Here is a 17,185-nt window from a genome sequence, read left to right on the forward strand (position 1 = left end):
CCGTTTACGGGGCGGGATGCTGAATCTTACTACCTTCGATTTTGTATTTCGACCTATCTGCCTCGCAAACCCACCTCGATGAACAATACTCTCCGACTCTCTGAAATTGCTGGTGTGGGCCACTACGTGCCCAACCGTGTGGTCACCAACGCAGACCTAACCGGCCTAATGGATACCACCGATGAGTGGATTCAGGAGCGCACCGGCATCCGGGAGCGTCGCTGGTTTGAAGAAGGCAAAGACACCACGGCCAACATGGGCGCCAACGCTGCTCGCAAGGCCTTGGAAATGGCCGGCCTCACCCCTGATGACGTTCAACTCATTGTCTTCGCTACGCTCTCGCCCGACTACTTCTTCCCAGGCTCGGGCGTACTACTGCAGCGTGAGCTTGGCATTCAGGCACCCATTCCGGCTTTTGACGTACGTAACCAGTGCTCGGGCTTTGTGTATGCCTTATCAATGGCCGACCAGTTCATTAAGACGGGCATGTACGATACTGTACTAGTTGTTGGCTCCGAGATTCACTCGTCGGGCCTCGACATCAGCACCCGCGGGCGGGCCGTATCGGTTATTTTCGGGGATGGCGCCGGCGCGGTGGTACTGCGCCCCAGCACCCGCGCCGAACACGGCATTCTAAGCACCCACCTGCATTCCCAAGGAGAGCATGCCGAGGAGCTTATTGTGAAGGAGCCCGGCTCTAACCGCAATAATCGCGTGGAGTACGTGGTAGCCAACGAACTGGATATGTACCCCTACATGAACGGCCAGAACGTGTTCAAGCACGCAGTGGTACGCTTCCCGCAGGTAATCAAAGAGGCCCTAGACCAAAACGGCTACCAACCTCAGGACCTCGATATGCTGATTCCGCACCAAGCAAACCTGCGTATCACGCAGTACGTGCAGCAGAAGATGGGTCTGCCAGAAAGCAAAATTTTCAGCAACATCCAGCGCTACGGCAACACTACGGCAGCCTCCGTGCCCATTGCCCTAAGTGAAGCTGTTCAGGAAGGCCGCATTAAGCGCGGCGACTTGGTATGCTTGGCCGCCTTTGGCTCGGGCTTTACTTGGGCTTCCGCGCTCATCAAATGGTAGTAAACCGGCTAGAAAGCAAGAGGTAACTATACGGGCGGCCAGCCGGACATTATCGTCTAGTTGGCCGCCCCGGTTTTTACTTCTTCTTTTTTACTTCTTACTTGACACTCATGCCTAGCTACACCGAGGAAAACTATCTAAAGGCCATTTTTAAGCTTGCAGAAGCCCAGCCCGGCGTTGAGGTCAGCACCAACCGTGTTGCGGAGGAATTGCAAACCCGGGCGGCCTCCGTCACGGATATGTTGCGTCGCCTCGGCGAGAAGGGCCTCTTGCATTACACCCGGTACCGCGGAGTATCGCTAACAGCCGAGGGCCGGCGGTTGGCACTCCTCACCATCCGGAAGCATCGTCTCTGGGAAGTGTTTCTGGTGCAGCAGCTGAACTTCAGTTGGGATGAGGTCCATGATGTGGCCGAGCAGATGGAACACATCGACTCTGACCTGCTGATTCGTCGGCTTGATGAGTTTTTGGGTTTCCCTCAGCTCGACCCGCACGGCGACCCCATCCCCACCGCAGAGGGCGCCATCCTCCGGCCCCAGCACCGCCTGCTAGCCGACCTGTACCCTGGGGACCAAGGTACCGTAACGGCCGTCAAGAATACGTCCGTTCCCTTCCTACAGTACCTCGACAAGGTAGGCCTGAATTTGGGTGCGCATATTGAAGTACTGGATAAGATAGTATTTGACAACTCTCTTGAAATCAGAGTCAACAACTCTGATAAATACCTCGTATCGGCAGAAGTTAGCCGCAACCTTTTTGTGACGGACTAACTCGTTGCAGTACCCTTTTGTAGCTTACGTTTAGTGGCCCGCTGGCCTCTCTCCACCGCCATTAGGCAGGTACGCTAGGGAGTCAATTCACCCTCACGGCCACTGACTGTTTCAACCCCCTTAGCCCTCTCCCCCGTGGCTTCCTTGCTCCCTCCTTCGCTTTCCGATACCATTGTTGCCCTGTCCACGCCGCCGGGTGCGGGTGCCATTGCGCTTGTCCGTCTTTCTGGGCCGCAGGCAATCAGCATCACGGATGGCGTATTCATTGGCAAGCGTCTGCGCGACCAGGCAGGCCATACCTTGCACTACGGCACCATTCGGGAGGGCGAGCGAATTATTGACGAAGTAGTCGTTTCTCTGTACCGTTCTCCTCACTCCTATACCCGCGAGGATGTAGTTGAAATCAGTGCCCACGGCTCCGACTACATTGTGCAGGAGTTACTAAGTCTTTTTGTGCGGCGGGGCGCCCGCTTAGCCGAGGCCGGGGAGTTTACCAAACGTGCTTTCCTACACGGCGCCTTCGACTTGGCTCAGGCCGAAGCTGTAGCCGACCTTATTGCTTCGGATTCTCAGCTTTCACACCAAGTAGCCATGCGCCAGATGCGGGGCGGCTTCTCACAAGAGCTGAAAGAACTCCGCAGCCGGTTAATACATTTCGCGGCTCTCCTAGAGTTGGAACTGGATTTCGGAGAGGAAGATGTAGAGTTTGCCGACCGCACTGGCCTAGTAGCCCTATTGCAAGAGGTACAAGGCCTAGTGCGACGCTTACTACGTTCATTTGCATTGGGCAATGTCATCAAACACGGGGTTACCTCGGTCATTGCGGGGCGTCCTAATGCGGGTAAAAGCACCCTGCTCAATGCCCTGCTTAATGAGGAGCGGGCCATCGTTTCCGACATTGCTGGTACTACCCGGGACTTAATTGAAGATGAAGTAAGCATCGACGGGATTCGGTTCCGGTTCGTGGATACGGCTGGCTTGCGCGACACCACAGATGTAGTAGAATCTATTGGGGTAGAGCGCACCCTAAAGCGGGTTCAGCAGGCCGCTTTGGTTTTATATCTATTTGATATAACAAATACTACCCCCCAGCAGCTTGAAGCAGAAATTGAGGTACTACATGCTCCAGCAGGCGTTCCAGTACTGGCCGTTGGGAACAAGCTGGATGTAGCTTCCGATGCCGAGCTATCCTCTTTCCAGCACCGCCCCAGCACTGTACTCATTGCGGCTTCCCGGGGCGATGGACTAGATGAACTTCGTGAAACCTTGCTGGCTCTAGTGCGGGGCGAAGGACTCGACCGGACGGGTAGCAGTACCATCGTTACCAACGTGCGGCATGCCCGCAGCTTAGAGCAAGCCTTGCAGCACCTTGATGCAGTAGTACTCGGTTTGGAAGCTGGTACGGGTACGGAATTGCTAGCTGCCGATTTACGCCATGCACTGGCCGCCCTAGGGCAGATAACCGGCGAAATCAGCAACGATGACTTGCTGACGAGCATCTTCACCCAGTTTTGCATCGGCAAGTAGATTGCCAGCAACCTAGTTTTTACTAACAGACTACCAGCATCTTCCCCATTATGCTTGTATCAAAAAGTGAAGTTCATACTGCACATATGGACTGGCGGATGTTTATTTGTGGCAGAGCCCTGCGGCAAACAACAACCGCTTGGGTTTTGTAGTATAGATCTCAACGCTCATGGGGCTTTCGGCCTTGTCCGTAATTCTTTAGTTTCGCCCCGTAACCCCACCCCCTTACTCTACGCTTATGGCAGAATCTGCTGAACTTACCCTTGACGGCAAAACCTATTCCTTACCCGTCATTGAAGGCTCCGAACACGAAAAAGCTTTCGACATCGGCAAACTGCGCGACCAGACTGGCTACGTAACCCTGGATTCTGGTTACAAAAACACCGGTGCTACCAAGAGCGCCATCACCTTCCTTGATGGTGAAGAAGGCATTCTACGCTACCGCGGCTACCCCATTGAGCAACTGGCAGAGAAGTCTACGTTTATTGAGGTTGCCTACCTCCTGATCTATGGCAAGCTGCCCAACCAGGCTGAGCTTGACAACTTCAGCCTCCAAATCACCAAGCATACTTTGGTGCACGAGGACGTGCGCAAGATTTTCGACGGCTTTCCCTCGGCAGCCCATCCAATGGCTATTCTGAGCAGCCTGATTTGCTCGCTCACGGCTTTCTACCCCGAAAGCGTATCGCCCGACCTGAGCAAGGAGGAAATCGACCTGAACGTAATTCGTCTCATGGCCAAGATTTCGACCATTGCGGCTTGGACGTACAAGAACAACATGGGTCATCCGCTGAATTACCCGCGCAATGACCTCGACTACTGCTCGAACTTCCTGTACATGATGTTCAGCTTCCCCACGGAGAAGTATGAAATCGACCCACGCATTGTGAGCGCCCTCAACAAGCTGCTCATTCTGCACGCCGACCACGAGCAGAACTGCTCTACCTCCACGGTGCGCTTGGTTGGCTCGGCCAACGCTTCCTTGTACGGCTCGGTTTCAGCTGGCATCAACGCCCTGTGGGGTCCCCTGCACGGTGGTGCCAACCAGGAAGTATTGGAGATGCTGCAAGCTATTCAGCGCGACGGCGGAGACACGAGCAAATTTATTGCAAAGGCTAAAGACAAAAACGACTCGTTCCGTCTGATGGGCTTTGGTCACCGCGTGTACAAGAACTTTGACCCCCGCGCCAAAATCATCAAGAAGGCCGCCGATGAAGTACTAGCTGCCTTGGGTATTGATGACCCTCTCCTGAAGATTGCTCAGGAGTTGGAGCAGGCCGCTCTTACGGACCAGTACTTCGTAGACCGTAAGCTGTACCCCAACGTTGACTTCTATTCCGGCATCATTTACCGCGCCATCGGTATTCCTACCGAAATGTTCACAGTGATGTTTGCCCTAGGCCGTCTTCCCGGCTGGATTGCCCAGTGGAAAGAAATGCGCGAAAACAAGGAACCCATTGGTCGTCCCCGCCAGATTTACACTGGCGAAACCGAGCGTGATTACGTAAGCATTGATCAGCGCTAGACGCTCTCCCTCCATAAAAAAAGCCCGCGTAATGCGGGCTTTTTTTATGGAGTAACTAGTTGATTACATACATCTTTGCTTTACCTAGTTCAAGCTGTTTCTAACGCGTGCTTAGCGCAGTCATGTTCTGTTTTGTCTGGTCATACACGGCCATCTGGCGGGGCCGTAGAATAGTAGCCAAGTCCCACTCGTAACGGAGTTGAATATCAGCTACGGCAGCGTCCATGGCAGCTGCATCATTAGTAATCTTACGCGCTTCGTTCATCTCGGTCAGTAGGCGCAGATTGAGTTGGCGCACCTTCACGTATTGGCCTTCGTTGAGGGCAGTTTTGGCGGCGAGGTTACGCGTGAGTTCGGTGGCTCGCTCCCGAAGCCGGGCACCATCGCCTGGGCCAGCTTGGCTATCGTGGCCGGCAGCACACATGCAGGCCAGCGCAAGTAGAGTCAATACTTTTTTCATAACCGTGTAGTGGGTGTTAAGATGGAAAATGGAGAGTGCAGCACGAGAGTATGAGCACCGAGTGAAAAGGCTGGTGCTAATGCAGATATTGAAAGAATTAATTTACTATATATTTATAACAAAGTCAATATATTGTTGCAATAATATAATTTTTCTCAAGCATTATCTTTCCCGTTGCCTGGAGGGAGACATTCATTACTCCCCCCAGGACAATGGGTAGCGGGTTTTTATCGGGGCGAACGTCCCAATGCTGTCATGCTAGTTCGAGCCTGCTGGTATACTGCCACTTGTGCCGGACGCAGCAAAGCCATCAAATCAGCTTCGTATCTGGCTTGAATTTCGGCCAAGTGTTGATCGAGCATTGCTTGATCAGCAGTATAACGGGATTTAATCTCATCCATTTCCGTTAACATTTTGGTGTTCAGCTGCTTCACGCGCAAGTACTGGCCTTCGTCGAGGTGGGCCTTTTCGGCAATAGAGCGAGTAAGAGCGGTGGCACGCGCATGCACTCCCGATGAGCCATCTCCAGCGGATACTGGCAGTGCAGATGTGGTGCTCTGTAGCCCTAAAAGTGCGCATGCAAGAAAGTAAGCTTTTTTCATGTGGATTAACATTGGCAAAATGACTAAATAAGTGTGAATCAGTTTGGCAGCTATTTTCATCGACGGCAGCAAAAGAGGATTATGTCCTGTACCGATGAGTTAGCAACTGATCAAACGTAGTCCTTAAATATTTAATAATAAAAAGAAATTTTATAACTATTATATTTCATCACTTTTACTATAGAATTAGACACATCTCATTATCAGACTTCTAATAGTGCTATTAAAAACAAATACTACAATGCAAAAAAACCTTGCCTACAGCAGTAGACAAGGCTTTTATAGCGGACAAAGCGGGTTTGATGCTAAAGAATGCGAAACTCTATTCGTCTGTTCTGCTGACGGTGCTGATCTGAGTCGTTCGGATTGAGCGGTTTGGTTTCGCCATAGCCGCGAAAGCGCAAGCGTGGGGCTTTTACGCCTTGTCCTACCAAGTAGCTGTACACTGCTTTTGCCCGGTTCTGAGACAAGGTCAAGTTGTCCTCATCCGACCCGACATCATCGGTATGGCCCGAGATTTCTACCTGCACATCCGGGTACTGCTTCATGAAGGCAATCAGCCGGTTGAGTTCGGTTCGGGACTTGGGCTTAAGCTCAAACTGGTTGGTGTCGAAAAACAAGTTGTTAAGTACAATGCTACGACCTGACCGTACGGGTTCCAAGTAAATGTCTAGGGTAAGTGGGTCGAAGGCACGCTTATCACTGTAGTCAAAGCTCAGGCTTTTCATGAGGTACTTATTTGCAGCCGCGTACATGGCGTACTGCCGTCCTTCATTCAAGACTACGGTATACTCGCCGTTCTCACTATCCGAGGCAACGTATTGTACCAGCTCATCTGTATTGAGGTCGTAGAGCTGCACATCAGCAGCAATAGGCTTTTTGGTGATGGCATCGAACACCCGCCCTTGGGTGTAGGTGCTGGTTTCTCGTGCCCGTACAGCCTGGGGTACTTCGAAGCTGAATAGCTCTACAGGACGGTCTCGTTCTTGCTTGACGCCCGCTTCGGCCGCCCGGGAGCGGGAGCAAAAGCCCCGCCGATTGTCGGAGCTGATAAATAAAGAGGCTTCATTTTCGAAGGTATTGAGCGGATAGCCCAAGTTTTGGGGAATACTCCACTTGTTTGCTGCCTGCTGCTCACATCGGTACACATCTAGCCCGCCCATGCCTACTAGACCATCGGTGACGTAGTAGAGGGTAGTTCCGCTAGCGTGAATGAAAGGAGCCATATCCTTACCCGAGGTATTTACCGGCTCGCCCAAGTTGCGGGCGGGGCTCCAGTTGCCATCGGCCCCAAGAGTAGTAACGTAAATATCCTCCTGGCCTCGCCCGCCCCGGCGAGTACTGGTGAAGTACAGGGTACGCCCGTCGGCGGACAGCGTCGGCTGAGAATCCCACTCCGGGGAGTTTACATTGCGACCCAGGTTTTGCGGCTTGCTCCAGGAGTTGCCCGTGCGCCGCGAGATGTATAGGTCGCAGTTACCAACGGAGTTGGGCCGGTCGCAGGAAGCAAATACCAGCGTCTTGCCGTCGCCGGCGATGGTGCCGGCTCCTTCATTGTAGGGCGTATTGATGGCTGGTGAGATAGGAACTGGCGCTCCAATTGTGCCCTCCTTGGCAAATCGGCTGATAAACAAGTCCTCCCCACTATCGGCTGCTGGGCGCCCCGTGAACAACAGGAAACGACTATCCGCAGTGAGGGCGGGAAAATACTGAAACCGGAAGGTGTTCAGCGGCTCACCCAGGCGCTCTGGCTGAGGTCCGGTGGGCGCCGCCATTGCTTTCTGAGCAAACTCACAGTTGAGCAGTTGCCGTTGCACACGCGGGCCATTGCGGTTGCTCTTAGGGGCCGTCTTAAGGTACTTTCGGTAGCTATCGGCGGCGGTAGCGTACTCTCCGAAGCTCATAGCTAGCTCACCCAATGCGTAGTAGTCGCTAGCACGGGTAGGGTCTAGGGGTATTTTGCTGATCCCCATACGGTAGGCCTCAAACGCCGGACGATTGTCGCCCATGGCTTTCAGCAAGGAGCCTTTCAGCAGATAAGGCTCCCCCAGCGACGGAAACTTCTGGTTAAGTTGGGTGAGCGTTTCAATAGCCTTGGTAAAATCCCGGTCCTTGGCTTGGGCCTGCGCCTTTTCCCACAAGTTGCGGGCTTTGGTGTTGGTAGTTATGGGTTTGGTCTGAGCGGGAGCGGCCAAGGGCAACAGCATACCGCACGATAACAGCACGACTAACGAAGCGGGCAACAAAAGACGCATATGGGGTGGGGCGAGATATAGGCTACGGGATGTCGAGAAATTTGTGCGTTTGCAGCGATACTTGCCACTTAGGATTCTCCTTCACATAGTCCACAATCAGGGGCATCATCTGGGGAGCCTTGCTCCACTCGGGCTGCAAGTAAAGTCGACACGTTGGACTCACCTGGGCGGCATGTTGCTCGGCCCAAGCAAAGTCAGACTTGTTGAAGATGATGATCTTTAACTCGTGCGCCGCAGCCAGCACTTCGGGCAGCGGCGCCTTAAATTTCTTGGGCGAAACGCAAATCCAATCCCACTGACCACTCAGCGGGTAGGCACCGCTCGTTTCAATCCAGGTTTGGCAGCCGGCCGTTTGAAGGGCAGTTGTGAGCGGCCTAAGGTTGTGCATGAGGGGCTCGCCCCCGGTAATCACCACATTGCGCCCGGCATGAGCCGTAGCCATGGTCACAATATCAGCAACAGCTACTCGGGGATGAGCGTCAACGTCCCACGACTCTTTCACATCGCACCACACGCAACCAACATCGCAGCCGCCAAGGCGCACAAAGTAGGCGGCGCGGCCAGTGTTGTAGCCTTCGCCTTGAATGGTGTAAAACTGCTCCATGAGGGGCAGGGCAAGCGCCGGGGCCCCACTGGTCGGGGCAGCCGACGTAACGGGAAGTTCGTGCAGCAAAACTCTGGTATTCTAAAAGTAAGTCGGGCCGCTGGATGAGAGACAGAACGCCTGCGCGCCCTGCCCTTTCCAACAGTCCGACTTTAAAAGTAGTACACCGTTCCGACTTCTAAAAGGCTGAGACGGTATATATTGGATTTTGACGGGCGAAGTGGCGCTTGAACTCGCTCTGCTGAGCTACCTCATCGTTTTCCACTAGCATATCCCGTCCGTTTCTTACTTCGGATAGACCTCCCCCTTAGCTGCCCGCAAGGTATTTAGCAGCAACATGGCAATGGTCATGGGACCAACGCCGCCGGGTACAGGCGTAATGTAGGAGGCTAGCGGTGCCACCTCCGCAAAGTTTACGTCGCCCTTCAGCACGAAACCAGACTTACGGCTGGCATCTTCTACCCGCGTAGTACCCACGTCAATTACTACTGCGCCTGGCTTCACCATGTCGCCTGTCACGAATTCTGGTCGGCCAAGCGCCGCTACCACGATGTCAGCCTGACGCGTGATTTCGGCCAGGTTTGCAGTACGCGAATGACATAAAGTAACCGTGCAGTTGCCAGGCTCTAAGTTCTTAGCCAGCAAGATGCTAACGGGTGTGCCCACAATGTTGGATCGACCGATAACCACGCAGTGCTTGCCGCTGGTCTTAATCTGATAGCGCTTTAAAAGCTCCACAATACCCGAAGGGGTAGCGGGGAGCAAGGCGGGCAACCCCGTCACCATGCGACCAATGTTCATGGGATGGAAACCGTCCACATCCTTCTCGGGCCGAATAGCCTCAATCACCTTTTCGGGGTCGATGTGGCGGGGTAAGGGAAGCTGCACGATAAAGCCATCAATTTCGGGGTCCTGGTTCAGCTCTTCAACCTTAGCCAGCAGTTCGGCTTCCGTGATAGTATCTTCATAGCGCAGCAGTGTGCTACCGTATCCTACCCGCTCACAGGCCAGCACCTTGTTGCGCACATACGTTTCAGAGCCGCCGTCATGGCCTACCAAGATGGCGGCCAAGTGTGGCACTTTCTGGCCACTGGTTTTGAGCTTCTCTACTTCAGCGGCAATTTCGATTTTGATGTCTTCGGCTGTTTTCTTGCCATCGATGAGTTGGTAGGTGGTAGTCTGCTCAGAAGCGGTGTTCATGCGGAGTTAGGGTTATTCTGGAAGAATGCTATCAACTTGATGCGTGCGGTTGTACTCACGAATGGCGGCGTTGCCGTTGGCTACCAGCGTAGCTTCCATAGCAGGCCAATCATCGCGCCAGCGGAACTTACGTTCCTGCCCTTTACGGATCTTTTCTAACTGCTCTTGACTCGTACAGTTCTTGGTGAGGTTGTCAGACATGTGTTGGGTGTATAAGTCATACCACGCCGTGTCAAGAAGTGTATGAGGTGAAAAAACAGGTAAAGCAGACGCAAAAAAAAACGCGCCTCAATGGGGCGCGTTTTTTTCATTAATCGATTTTCAGGACAGCCAGGAAGGCCTCTTGAGGAATTTCTACGGAGCCCACTTGGCGCATCCGCTTTTTACCTTCTTTTTGCTTCTCCAGCAGCTTCCGCTTCCGCGAAATGTCGCCGCCGTAGCATTTGGCAATTACGTTTTTGCGTAGGGCCTTCACCGTTTCACGGGCTACAATCTTCTGCCCTATGCTAGCCTGGATGGCAATTTCAAATTGCTGACGTGGCAACAGTTCCCGTAGTTTTTCGCAGAGGCGCTTGCCCCACTCGTAGCTCTTGGAACGGTGCACAATGGCCGACAGGGCATCTACTTTCTCCCCGTTGAGCATGATGTCGAGCTTCACCATGTCAGACTCCCGGAAGCCGATCAGCTCGTAGTCGAGGGAAGCATACCCGCGGGAAATGGTCTTGAGCTTGTCGAAGAAGTCGAACACGATTTCTGACAGTGGCAGTTCGAAGCTCATTTCTACCCGCTCAGAAGTCAGGTAGCTTTGGCCCTTAATGATGCCACGCTTCTCCATGCACAGGGTGATGATGGGCCCCACATAGTCAGAAGCGGTGATAATCTGCGCCTTGATGTACGGCTCCTCAATCAGTTTGATCATGTTCGGCTCCGGCATTTCCGACGGGGCGTTGATGGTCAGCAGCTGATCTTTGGTGCCAGTGGCGTGGAACTGTACCGAAGGCACGGTGGTAATCACCGTCATATTGAACTCGCGCTCCAGGCGCTCCTGCACAATTTCCATGTGCAGCATGCCCAGGAAGCCGCACCGGAAGCCGAAGCCCAGCGCCACCGACGTTTCGGGCTCCCAAACCAAGGAGGCGTCGTTGAGCTGAAGCTTTTCCATGCACGAGCGCAATTCCTCATACTCGGTGGTATCAACGGGGTAGATACCCGCAAATACCATGGGCTTTACGTCGGCAAAGCCCTGAATGGCTTCCTTAGTCGGATTCGTAACGTGCGTAATGGTGTCGCCTACTTTTACCTCCCGGGCTTCTTTGATGCCTGAGATAAGGTAGCCTACGTTGCCAGCGCGCATTTCGGGGCGGGGCTCCTGGTTGAGGCCCAGAATACCGATTTCGTCGGCGCCGTATTCCTTACCAGTGGCCATGAAACGGAGCTTGTCGCCCTTGCGCATGGTGCCATTTTTGATGCGGAACAGCACCTCAATACCCCGGTACGAGTTGAACACCGAGTCGAAGATAAGCGCCTGTAGCGGAGCCTCCGGGTCTCCTTGGGGGGCCGGAATACGCTCACAGATGGCGTTCAGAATATCTTCAATACCGATACCTGCCTTACCCGAGGCGTGAATGATTTCGTCCCGGTCGCAGCCAATCAAGTCCACAATTTCATCGGATACCTCCTCCGGCATGGAGTGCGGCAGATCGATCTTATTGAGAACCGGGATGATGGTCAAATCGGAGCCAATAGCCAGGTAAAGGTTCGAGATGGTTTGGGCTTCAATGCCCTGGGAAGAATCCACAATCAGCAGAGCGCCTTCGCAGGCGGCAATGGAACGGGATACTTCGTAACTAAAATCGACGTGGCCAGGCGTATCAATCAGGTTGAGCGTGTACTGCTCACCTTTGTACTGATACTGCATCTGGATGGCGTGGCTCTTGATAGTAATGCCCCGCTCCCGCTCCAAGTCCATGTTGTCGAGCAGCTGGGCTTGCATATCGCGCTTAGCCACAGTCTGGGTGAATTCCAGCAGGCGGTCGGCCAGGGTGCTTTTGCCGTGGTCGATATGAGCAATGATGCAGAAATTGCGAATGTTCTTCACTAGAGGCGGTTTTTTCCAACCGCGAAGGTAGCAGATTAGGCCCGGAAAAGCTAAAGTGCTTGGAGGCTCCTCGTGCAAGGCACTGGCCCTGGCAAGCTCAGAATGCAACAACGTGCGGGCGCTGGCCAGCTGAGACAGCCTTTAGTACTACCCTAAACCGTTCTATTTTTTGGCGTTTTTGCCCCCGAACTCGGCAGGCATGGACTATTCTGCGTTAAGCACGACAAACACCTATCCTGTATGACCCAAGCTACCCCCCTAGAAGACTATGGCCTTATTGGTAACCTGCACACAGTAGCCCTGGTTTCGAAGGCTGGCTCCCTGGACTATCTGCCCTTTACGCGCTTTGATTCGCCCACCATTTTTGCCGCACTGCTAGATGTAGAAAAAGGCGGTTCCTGGCTTCTGCAGCCCGTGGGCGAGGCCGTCCGCAGCAAGCAGCTCTACCTCCCCGATACCGGCATCCTACTTACCCGCTTCTTCACCGATGATGGTATTGCCGAGCTAACGGACTTCATGCCCGTGAAGCGCCACGAGCAGAACTGCGCCGTGGTTCGAATACTGCGGGTAGTGAAGGGTACTATGGAATTCCAAATGCGGTGCGCCCCCCGCTTCGACTACGCGCGCACCGCCCACGAAGTGCAGGCTCAGGACGACGGAAGCCTGTTGTTTCGTAGCACGGGCCCCGATGGTTTTCAGTTCCGACTGCTGGGCAACCAGCCCTTTGCCGCGGAGCAGGACGATGCTGCTGGCAGCTGGACGCTACAGGCCGGCGACACGGCAGGCTTTGTGATTGAGGCTACCCCCATTGAGGACCCCACCTTCATTGCCCGAGACCTAGCCCACTATACCCAAGCCGCCTTCCACGACACGCTGAGCTTCTGGCGGGAATGGGTGGAAAGCAGCACGTACACGGGGCGCTGGCGCGAAACGGTTTTGCGCTCTGCCATTACCCTTAAGCTGCTGACTTCCCTGCAGCACGGCTCTACGGTGGCAGCCGCCACCTTCAGCCTGCCCGAATGCGTAGGCGGCAACCGCAATTGGGACTACCGCTACACCTGGATTCGGGATGCGGCCTTTACTATGTACGCCTTTCTGCGCCTGGGCTTCACCGAAGAATCGAAGTCGTTCCTGCGCTGGATTATGGAGCGGCTTGAAGGCCTGGAGCGGGCCGAGGACTTGCAGCTAATGTACGCCGTAGATGGCACTTCCGACCTACCCGAGAAAGAGCTTACACACCTAGAGGGCTACCGTGGCTCCCGCCCTGTGCGCATTGGCAATGGGGCCGCCCAACAGTTTCAGCTCGATATTTACGGGGAACTGCTCGATACCATCTACCTCTATAATAAGTATGGTGGGGCCATTACCTACGATTTCTGGCAACACGTATGCCGCCTTGTAGACTTTGTGACGCAAAACTGGCAACGGCCCGACCATGGCATCTGGGAAGTTCGGGACGAGGAGCGGCAGTTCCTATCGGGCAAGATGATGTGCTGGGTTGCCCTCGACCGCGCCATTCGCATTGCCCGCGACCGGTCGTTTCCAGCGCCGCTGGTGGAATGGCTCCGCACCCGCGACGAAATTTACGAGGAAGTGTACACCCACTATTGGAGCGAGAAGAAGCAGGCCTTTGTGCAGTACAAAGGTGGGCACGTGCTCGACGCTACCGTCCTACTACTACCCTTGATTCGTATGTTCAGCCCCGCCGAACCGCGCTGGCAAGCCACCATGCGCACCATTGAGCAGGAATTGGTACTTGACTCCCTGATGTTCCGCTACCATGCCAAGGGCGGTGCTACCGACGGCTTGGCCGGCGAAGAGGGCACCTTCACTATGTGCTCGTTTTGGTACATCGAAAACCTTTCGCGGGGCGGCGAGCTAGACAAGGCGCGCCTGCTGTTTGAGAAGCTATTAGGCTTTGCTAGCCCTTTAGGCCTCTACTCCGAGCAGATTGGCCCCCAAGGCGAGCAGATTGGCAATTACCCCCAGGCCTTTACTCACCTAGCACTTATCAGCGCCGCCTTTCAGCTCAACCGCGACCTAGATGCCCGGCACAACGGACAACACGGCGGCCACCAATTTGTGTAGCCTCTGTGAAGTAGTAGCAGGCAGGTCCACGACTCCCCGCTGGCATAGTTTGTCAGCGGGGAGTCGTGCTTTTAATGCGGTCTTACCGGGTCAGTCATGCAACTCCTGCCCATGCGGCTTGCTCTTGCTAGCAATCCAACACCTGCTTGAGCTATGGCACCTGCTTATTACCATCCCTATCCACTTACACAGAGCCACAAGGCTTCTACCACTACCCTATTTCCTGGTGTACTTCTATTAGGTAGTATTTTACTTGTGTTGCTGAGTTGGCTTGGCTATCCTACTCCAGTTCTTGGGCAGGGGATTACGCAGGGCACCATTATCCGAGCCGACACTCGTGAGCCGGTTCCGTATGCCTCCGTGGGGGTGAAAGGCAAGCCTTTAGGCACGGTAGCCAATGAGGTCGGACTGTTTCGGTTACAGCCCTTGGAGCAGGCTTTGCCTACTGATACTGTAATAATATCGTGCGTGGGGTTCATGGCTCAAAAGCGGCTTGCAGCGGAACTGAGGCAACACCCGGCTATCCTTCTTACTCCGCAAGCCACCCAGCTTACGGAAGTAGCCGTCCGCCACGGCAAGCTCCGGCCGCAGGTGCTGGGCCGGGAAGGCACGGGTGGTATGGCGCACTGGGGCAACTGGGCCCCCAAAGACAGCTTGCCCAAGGACAAACGCGGGTGGGAAGTCGGCACTTTCCTTACCCCTTCCGACAATTGTTTCGTGGATGCTTTTTCGCTGTACGTAGAGCTCAATAACTTCCGATTCGTGCGCTTTCGGGTGATGCTCTATGCCGTGGAGGAGAACCGCCCCACCACCCCGCTTACCAACCAGGATATGCAGTTTGTACTCGGTGACCAGCACACTGGCTGGGTTAAGGTTGATTTGCGGCCATACAACCTGCACCTGAAAAAGGATCAAAAAATTGCCTTAGCCCTACAATGGCTTGATAACGACGAGCCCATGACGAAGGGTAAGCACCTGAGCGTACCTGCCGCCTTCCCCGACCCATTCCACCGCGCCTACGTTCGCGACAAAAGTCAGGCACAGTGGCAGCTATATCCAGTTAGTCCCAGCATGAATCTTAGCGTGCAGTCATACCAAGACTAGATAGCATAACCTTCCTCTGACACCTTAGCGAGCTACAGCTCAACCTTAACGGAAAGCATAGTGGGCGCGTACCCATACGGGAAGCGGACTATCCGCCCTACCCTTTCCGTTCACCCAACTTCTCCCCTCATGAGCATGAAACTGAATCCCGAAGCCGTCAAGTTTGCTAAGCAGCTTATTCAGGAGGGCAAACTCAAAAACGATGAAGGCCATTGGGGCCAGCACAACCCCGACTCCAGCCAGGAAAACAAGTTTCTGGAAAAGCACGAAGTAGCTGAGTATGGCCAATGGCACCTCGGCCTTGACGAAAGCAAGGGCGAAGACACCAAAGGTCGCTACCACTTCCCCTACGGCGACTTCAAAACGGTGCATCGCGATGGCCTTATTGCGGCCAAGGAGCGCGCCGCGCAGCAAGGCTATGCTGATATTGAAAAAGCTGCCGATGACCTCCTACAGGCTTTAGAGAAGCAAGCCGCAAAATAGCTTAGTGCTCTTTTCGCTACCCCGAAAAACAGCTGAGTCACTTACATGGTGGCTCAGCTGTTTTTTTATTCCCGCCTACATTCTCTCCGCTCCCGCCCATACGGCGCCTATATTGCGCCGATTTTAGCTAGAGGGTCGTGCTGCCTTTATTCATCTAATGTTTCGTAGTGTTCTTGTTTTCCTGCTGCTGTGGCTGCTAGCTACCAGCGTGAGGGCCCAAACCATCATTGAAGGCCGAGTTGTACACGCTCAAACCGGCGCACCAGTGCCTTTCGCCACGCTGGGGGTACCGGGCCGGGGGCTGGGCACCGTAGCCGATGAGCACGGCCACTACCTCCTACGCCTACCCGACTTGCGCGATACCCTCGTTGTTTCGTGCGTAGGCTTCACCCGGCACGTAGTAGTGCCGGCAGCGCTGGCCGCTGGTCAGCGCGAGTTTCGGCTGGCTCCCCAAGAACAAGCATTACGCGATGTAGTGGTAGAGCACCGCCGGGTTCACCCTGGTTTGTTAGGTCGTAATAAGGAAAAGGCCGATGTTCTCTGGATGGGCGGTTCTAGCGGCAAAGAAACCGTGGATGATGAGTGGGGCTGGGAATTTGGCACCGTGCTGCGGCCCACGCATCATACCTACCTAGAGGAGTTTCATGTCTTCCTCGCCACCAACAACTACGAGCAACTCCGCTTCCGCCTGAATCTGTATACCCTAGAGCAGGGCAAGCCTGGCCGTGCGCTACTCTCGAAAGACGTTCAGCTAATCTGCACCAACAAGCAGCGCGGCTGGCTTACAGTAGACTTGCGGCCCTACGAAATTCAGCTAGATGCTCAGCCGGTGGTGGCTACCATTCAATGGCTGCAAAGTGAGAAGACGGACCCGTGGGACAAGTACTTCTCTATCCCCGTCACCCGCCAAGCCAAGCAGGTGGTAGTAGAACGGGAGAACAGCGAAGCCGCCTGGACCCTCCACCCCATGCAGCCCAGCCTCTACTTCACCGTGATGACGGAGTAGTTTTTATTGCTACTTATCTATTTAACAGGGTGGTTAGAACTGCAATAGCTTACCGCGAACTTACCATAAGTCCCAATAGAACTACTAGGGTAAGAGTAATAGATACATTGCTAAAGGCATCTTCTAGATAATCAGAATACGAGCGTTTCGTGAGGCCCTAAGGAACTCCGAAAAAATACCCAGCGGACCGATCCGCCTAACAAGGCGAAAAAGCTTTTAACGATTACTGCACCTAAAATTTCCTCCATTAGTTAGGTGTCGATAAATGAAGCTTGAAAGTAGAAATGGATTAGTAGGACTATTTCCAAAAAGCCCCCGCCTCCCCCGCCGGGGCTTTTTTCGTACCTTCGTTACCCCAAATTCCACCCAAT

The 17,185-nt window shown here is 54.1% G+C and carries 15 protein-coding genes; 8 read left to right on the forward strand and 7 right to left on the reverse strand.

Annotated elements, in window-relative coordinates; all coding sequences use genetic code 11:
- Window positions 1-78: 78 nt before the first annotated feature.
- The 4 genes from CHB83_RS01410 (at window position 79) to CHB83_RS01425 (ending at window position 4,914) form a co-directional block, all read left to right on the forward strand.
- Window positions 79-1,092: a 3-oxoacyl-ACP synthase III family protein gene (locus CHB83_RS01410; protein WP_089331421.1), complete on the forward strand. Its 1,014-nt coding sequence runs from the start codon at window positions 79-81 to the stop codon at window positions 1,090-1,092.
- A gap of 110 nt (window positions 1,093-1,202) precedes the next feature.
- Window positions 1,203-1,862, forward strand: coding sequence for a metal-dependent transcriptional regulator (locus tag CHB83_RS01415; protein ID WP_045688590.1), 660 nt, complete (start codon window positions 1,203-1,205; stop codon window positions 1,860-1,862).
- Between the two features lie 135 nt (window positions 1,863-1,997).
- Window positions 1,998-3,389, forward strand: coding sequence for a tRNA uridine-5-carboxymethylaminomethyl(34) synthesis GTPase MnmE (gene mnmE / locus CHB83_RS01420; protein WP_089331422.1), 1,392 nt, complete (start codon window positions 1,998-2,000; stop codon window positions 3,387-3,389).
- A gap of 238 nt (window positions 3,390-3,627) precedes the next feature.
- Entirely contained in the window at window positions 3,628-4,914 is a 1,287-nt protein-coding gene (locus CHB83_RS01425) for a citrate synthase (RefSeq protein WP_045688589.1), read from the forward strand.
- 100 nt (window positions 4,915-5,014) lie between these two features.
- Here the strand turns inward: CHB83_RS01425 and CHB83_RS01430 are convergent, their stop codons facing one another.
- The 7 genes from CHB83_RS01430 to lepA all read right to left on the reverse strand — a co-directional run bounded on the left by CHB83_RS01430 (window position 5,015) and on the right by lepA (window position 12,133).
- Window positions 5,015-5,374, reverse strand: coding sequence for a hypothetical protein (locus CHB83_RS01430; protein WP_045688588.1), 360 nt, complete (start codon window positions 5,372-5,374; stop codon window positions 5,015-5,017).
- Window positions 5,375-5,601: 227 nt separating this feature from the next.
- The gene (locus CHB83_RS01440; RefSeq protein ID WP_045688587.1) at window positions 5,602-6,036 is read right to left on the reverse strand and encodes a hypothetical protein; all 435 of its coding nucleotides are present in this window, start codon (window positions 6,034-6,036) and stop codon (window positions 5,602-5,604) included.
- A gap of 245 nt (window positions 6,037-6,281) precedes the next feature.
- Window positions 6,282-8,231 (reverse strand): OmpA family protein, encoded by a 1,950-nt coding sequence (locus CHB83_RS01445; protein ID WP_089331423.1) that lies wholly within the window; start codon window positions 8,229-8,231, stop codon window positions 6,282-6,284.
- Between the two features lie 22 nt (window positions 8,232-8,253).
- The gene (locus CHB83_RS01450) at window positions 8,254-8,904 is read right to left on the reverse strand and encodes a 7-carboxy-7-deazaguanine synthase QueE (RefSeq protein WP_245855249.1); all 651 of its coding nucleotides are present in this window, start codon (window positions 8,902-8,904) and stop codon (window positions 8,254-8,256) included.
- A gap of 216 nt (window positions 8,905-9,120) precedes the next feature.
- Window positions 9,121-10,035, reverse strand: coding sequence for a bifunctional 5,10-methylenetetrahydrofolate dehydrogenase/5,10-methenyltetrahydrofolate cyclohydrolase (locus CHB83_RS01455; RefSeq protein WP_089331424.1), 915 nt, complete (start codon window positions 10,033-10,035; stop codon window positions 9,121-9,123).
- A gap of 12 nt (window positions 10,036-10,047) precedes the next feature.
- Complete coding sequence (locus CHB83_RS01460) at window positions 10,048-10,236, reverse strand: hypothetical protein (RefSeq protein WP_045688584.1); 189 nt, start codon at window positions 10,234-10,236, stop codon at window positions 10,048-10,050.
- A gap of 109 nt (window positions 10,237-10,345) precedes the next feature.
- Entirely contained in the window at window positions 10,346-12,133 is a 1,788-nt protein-coding gene (gene lepA / locus CHB83_RS01465; protein WP_045688583.1) for a translation elongation factor 4, read from the reverse strand.
- Window positions 12,134-12,373: 240 nt separating this feature from the next.
- On the opposite strand from lepA, the gene CHB83_RS01470 reads away from it, so the two are divergent.
- The 4 genes from CHB83_RS01470 to CHB83_RS01485 all read left to right on the forward strand — a co-directional run bounded on the left by CHB83_RS01470 (window position 12,374) and on the right by CHB83_RS01485 (window position 16,814).
- Window positions 12,374-14,221 carry a glycoside hydrolase family 15 protein gene (locus CHB83_RS01470; protein WP_089331425.1) on the forward strand — a complete coding sequence of 616 codons (1,848 nt, stop codon included), beginning with the start codon at window positions 12,374-12,376 and terminating at the stop codon, window positions 14,219-14,221.
- A gap of 153 nt (window positions 14,222-14,374) precedes the next feature.
- On the forward strand, window positions 14,375-15,325 hold the full coding sequence (locus tag CHB83_RS01475) for a carboxypeptidase-like regulatory domain-containing protein (RefSeq protein ID WP_089331426.1): 951 nt from the start codon (window positions 14,375-14,377) through the stop codon (window positions 15,323-15,325).
- 129 nt (window positions 15,326-15,454) lie between these two features.
- Entirely contained in the window at window positions 15,455-15,808 is a 354-nt protein-coding gene (locus CHB83_RS01480; RefSeq protein WP_045688580.1) for a hypothetical protein, read from the forward strand.
- 157 nt (window positions 15,809-15,965) lie between these two features.
- The gene (locus tag CHB83_RS01485) at window positions 15,966-16,814 is read left to right on the forward strand and encodes a carboxypeptidase-like regulatory domain-containing protein (protein WP_089331427.1); all 849 of its coding nucleotides are present in this window, start codon (window positions 15,966-15,968) and stop codon (window positions 16,812-16,814) included.
- The last annotated feature ends 371 nt before the right edge of the window (window positions 16,815-17,185 follow it).

Source organism: Hymenobacter mucosus (assembly GCF_900188255.1).
Lineage (GTDB): Bacteria > Bacteroidota > Bacteroidia > Cytophagales > Hymenobacteraceae > Hymenobacter > Hymenobacter mucosus.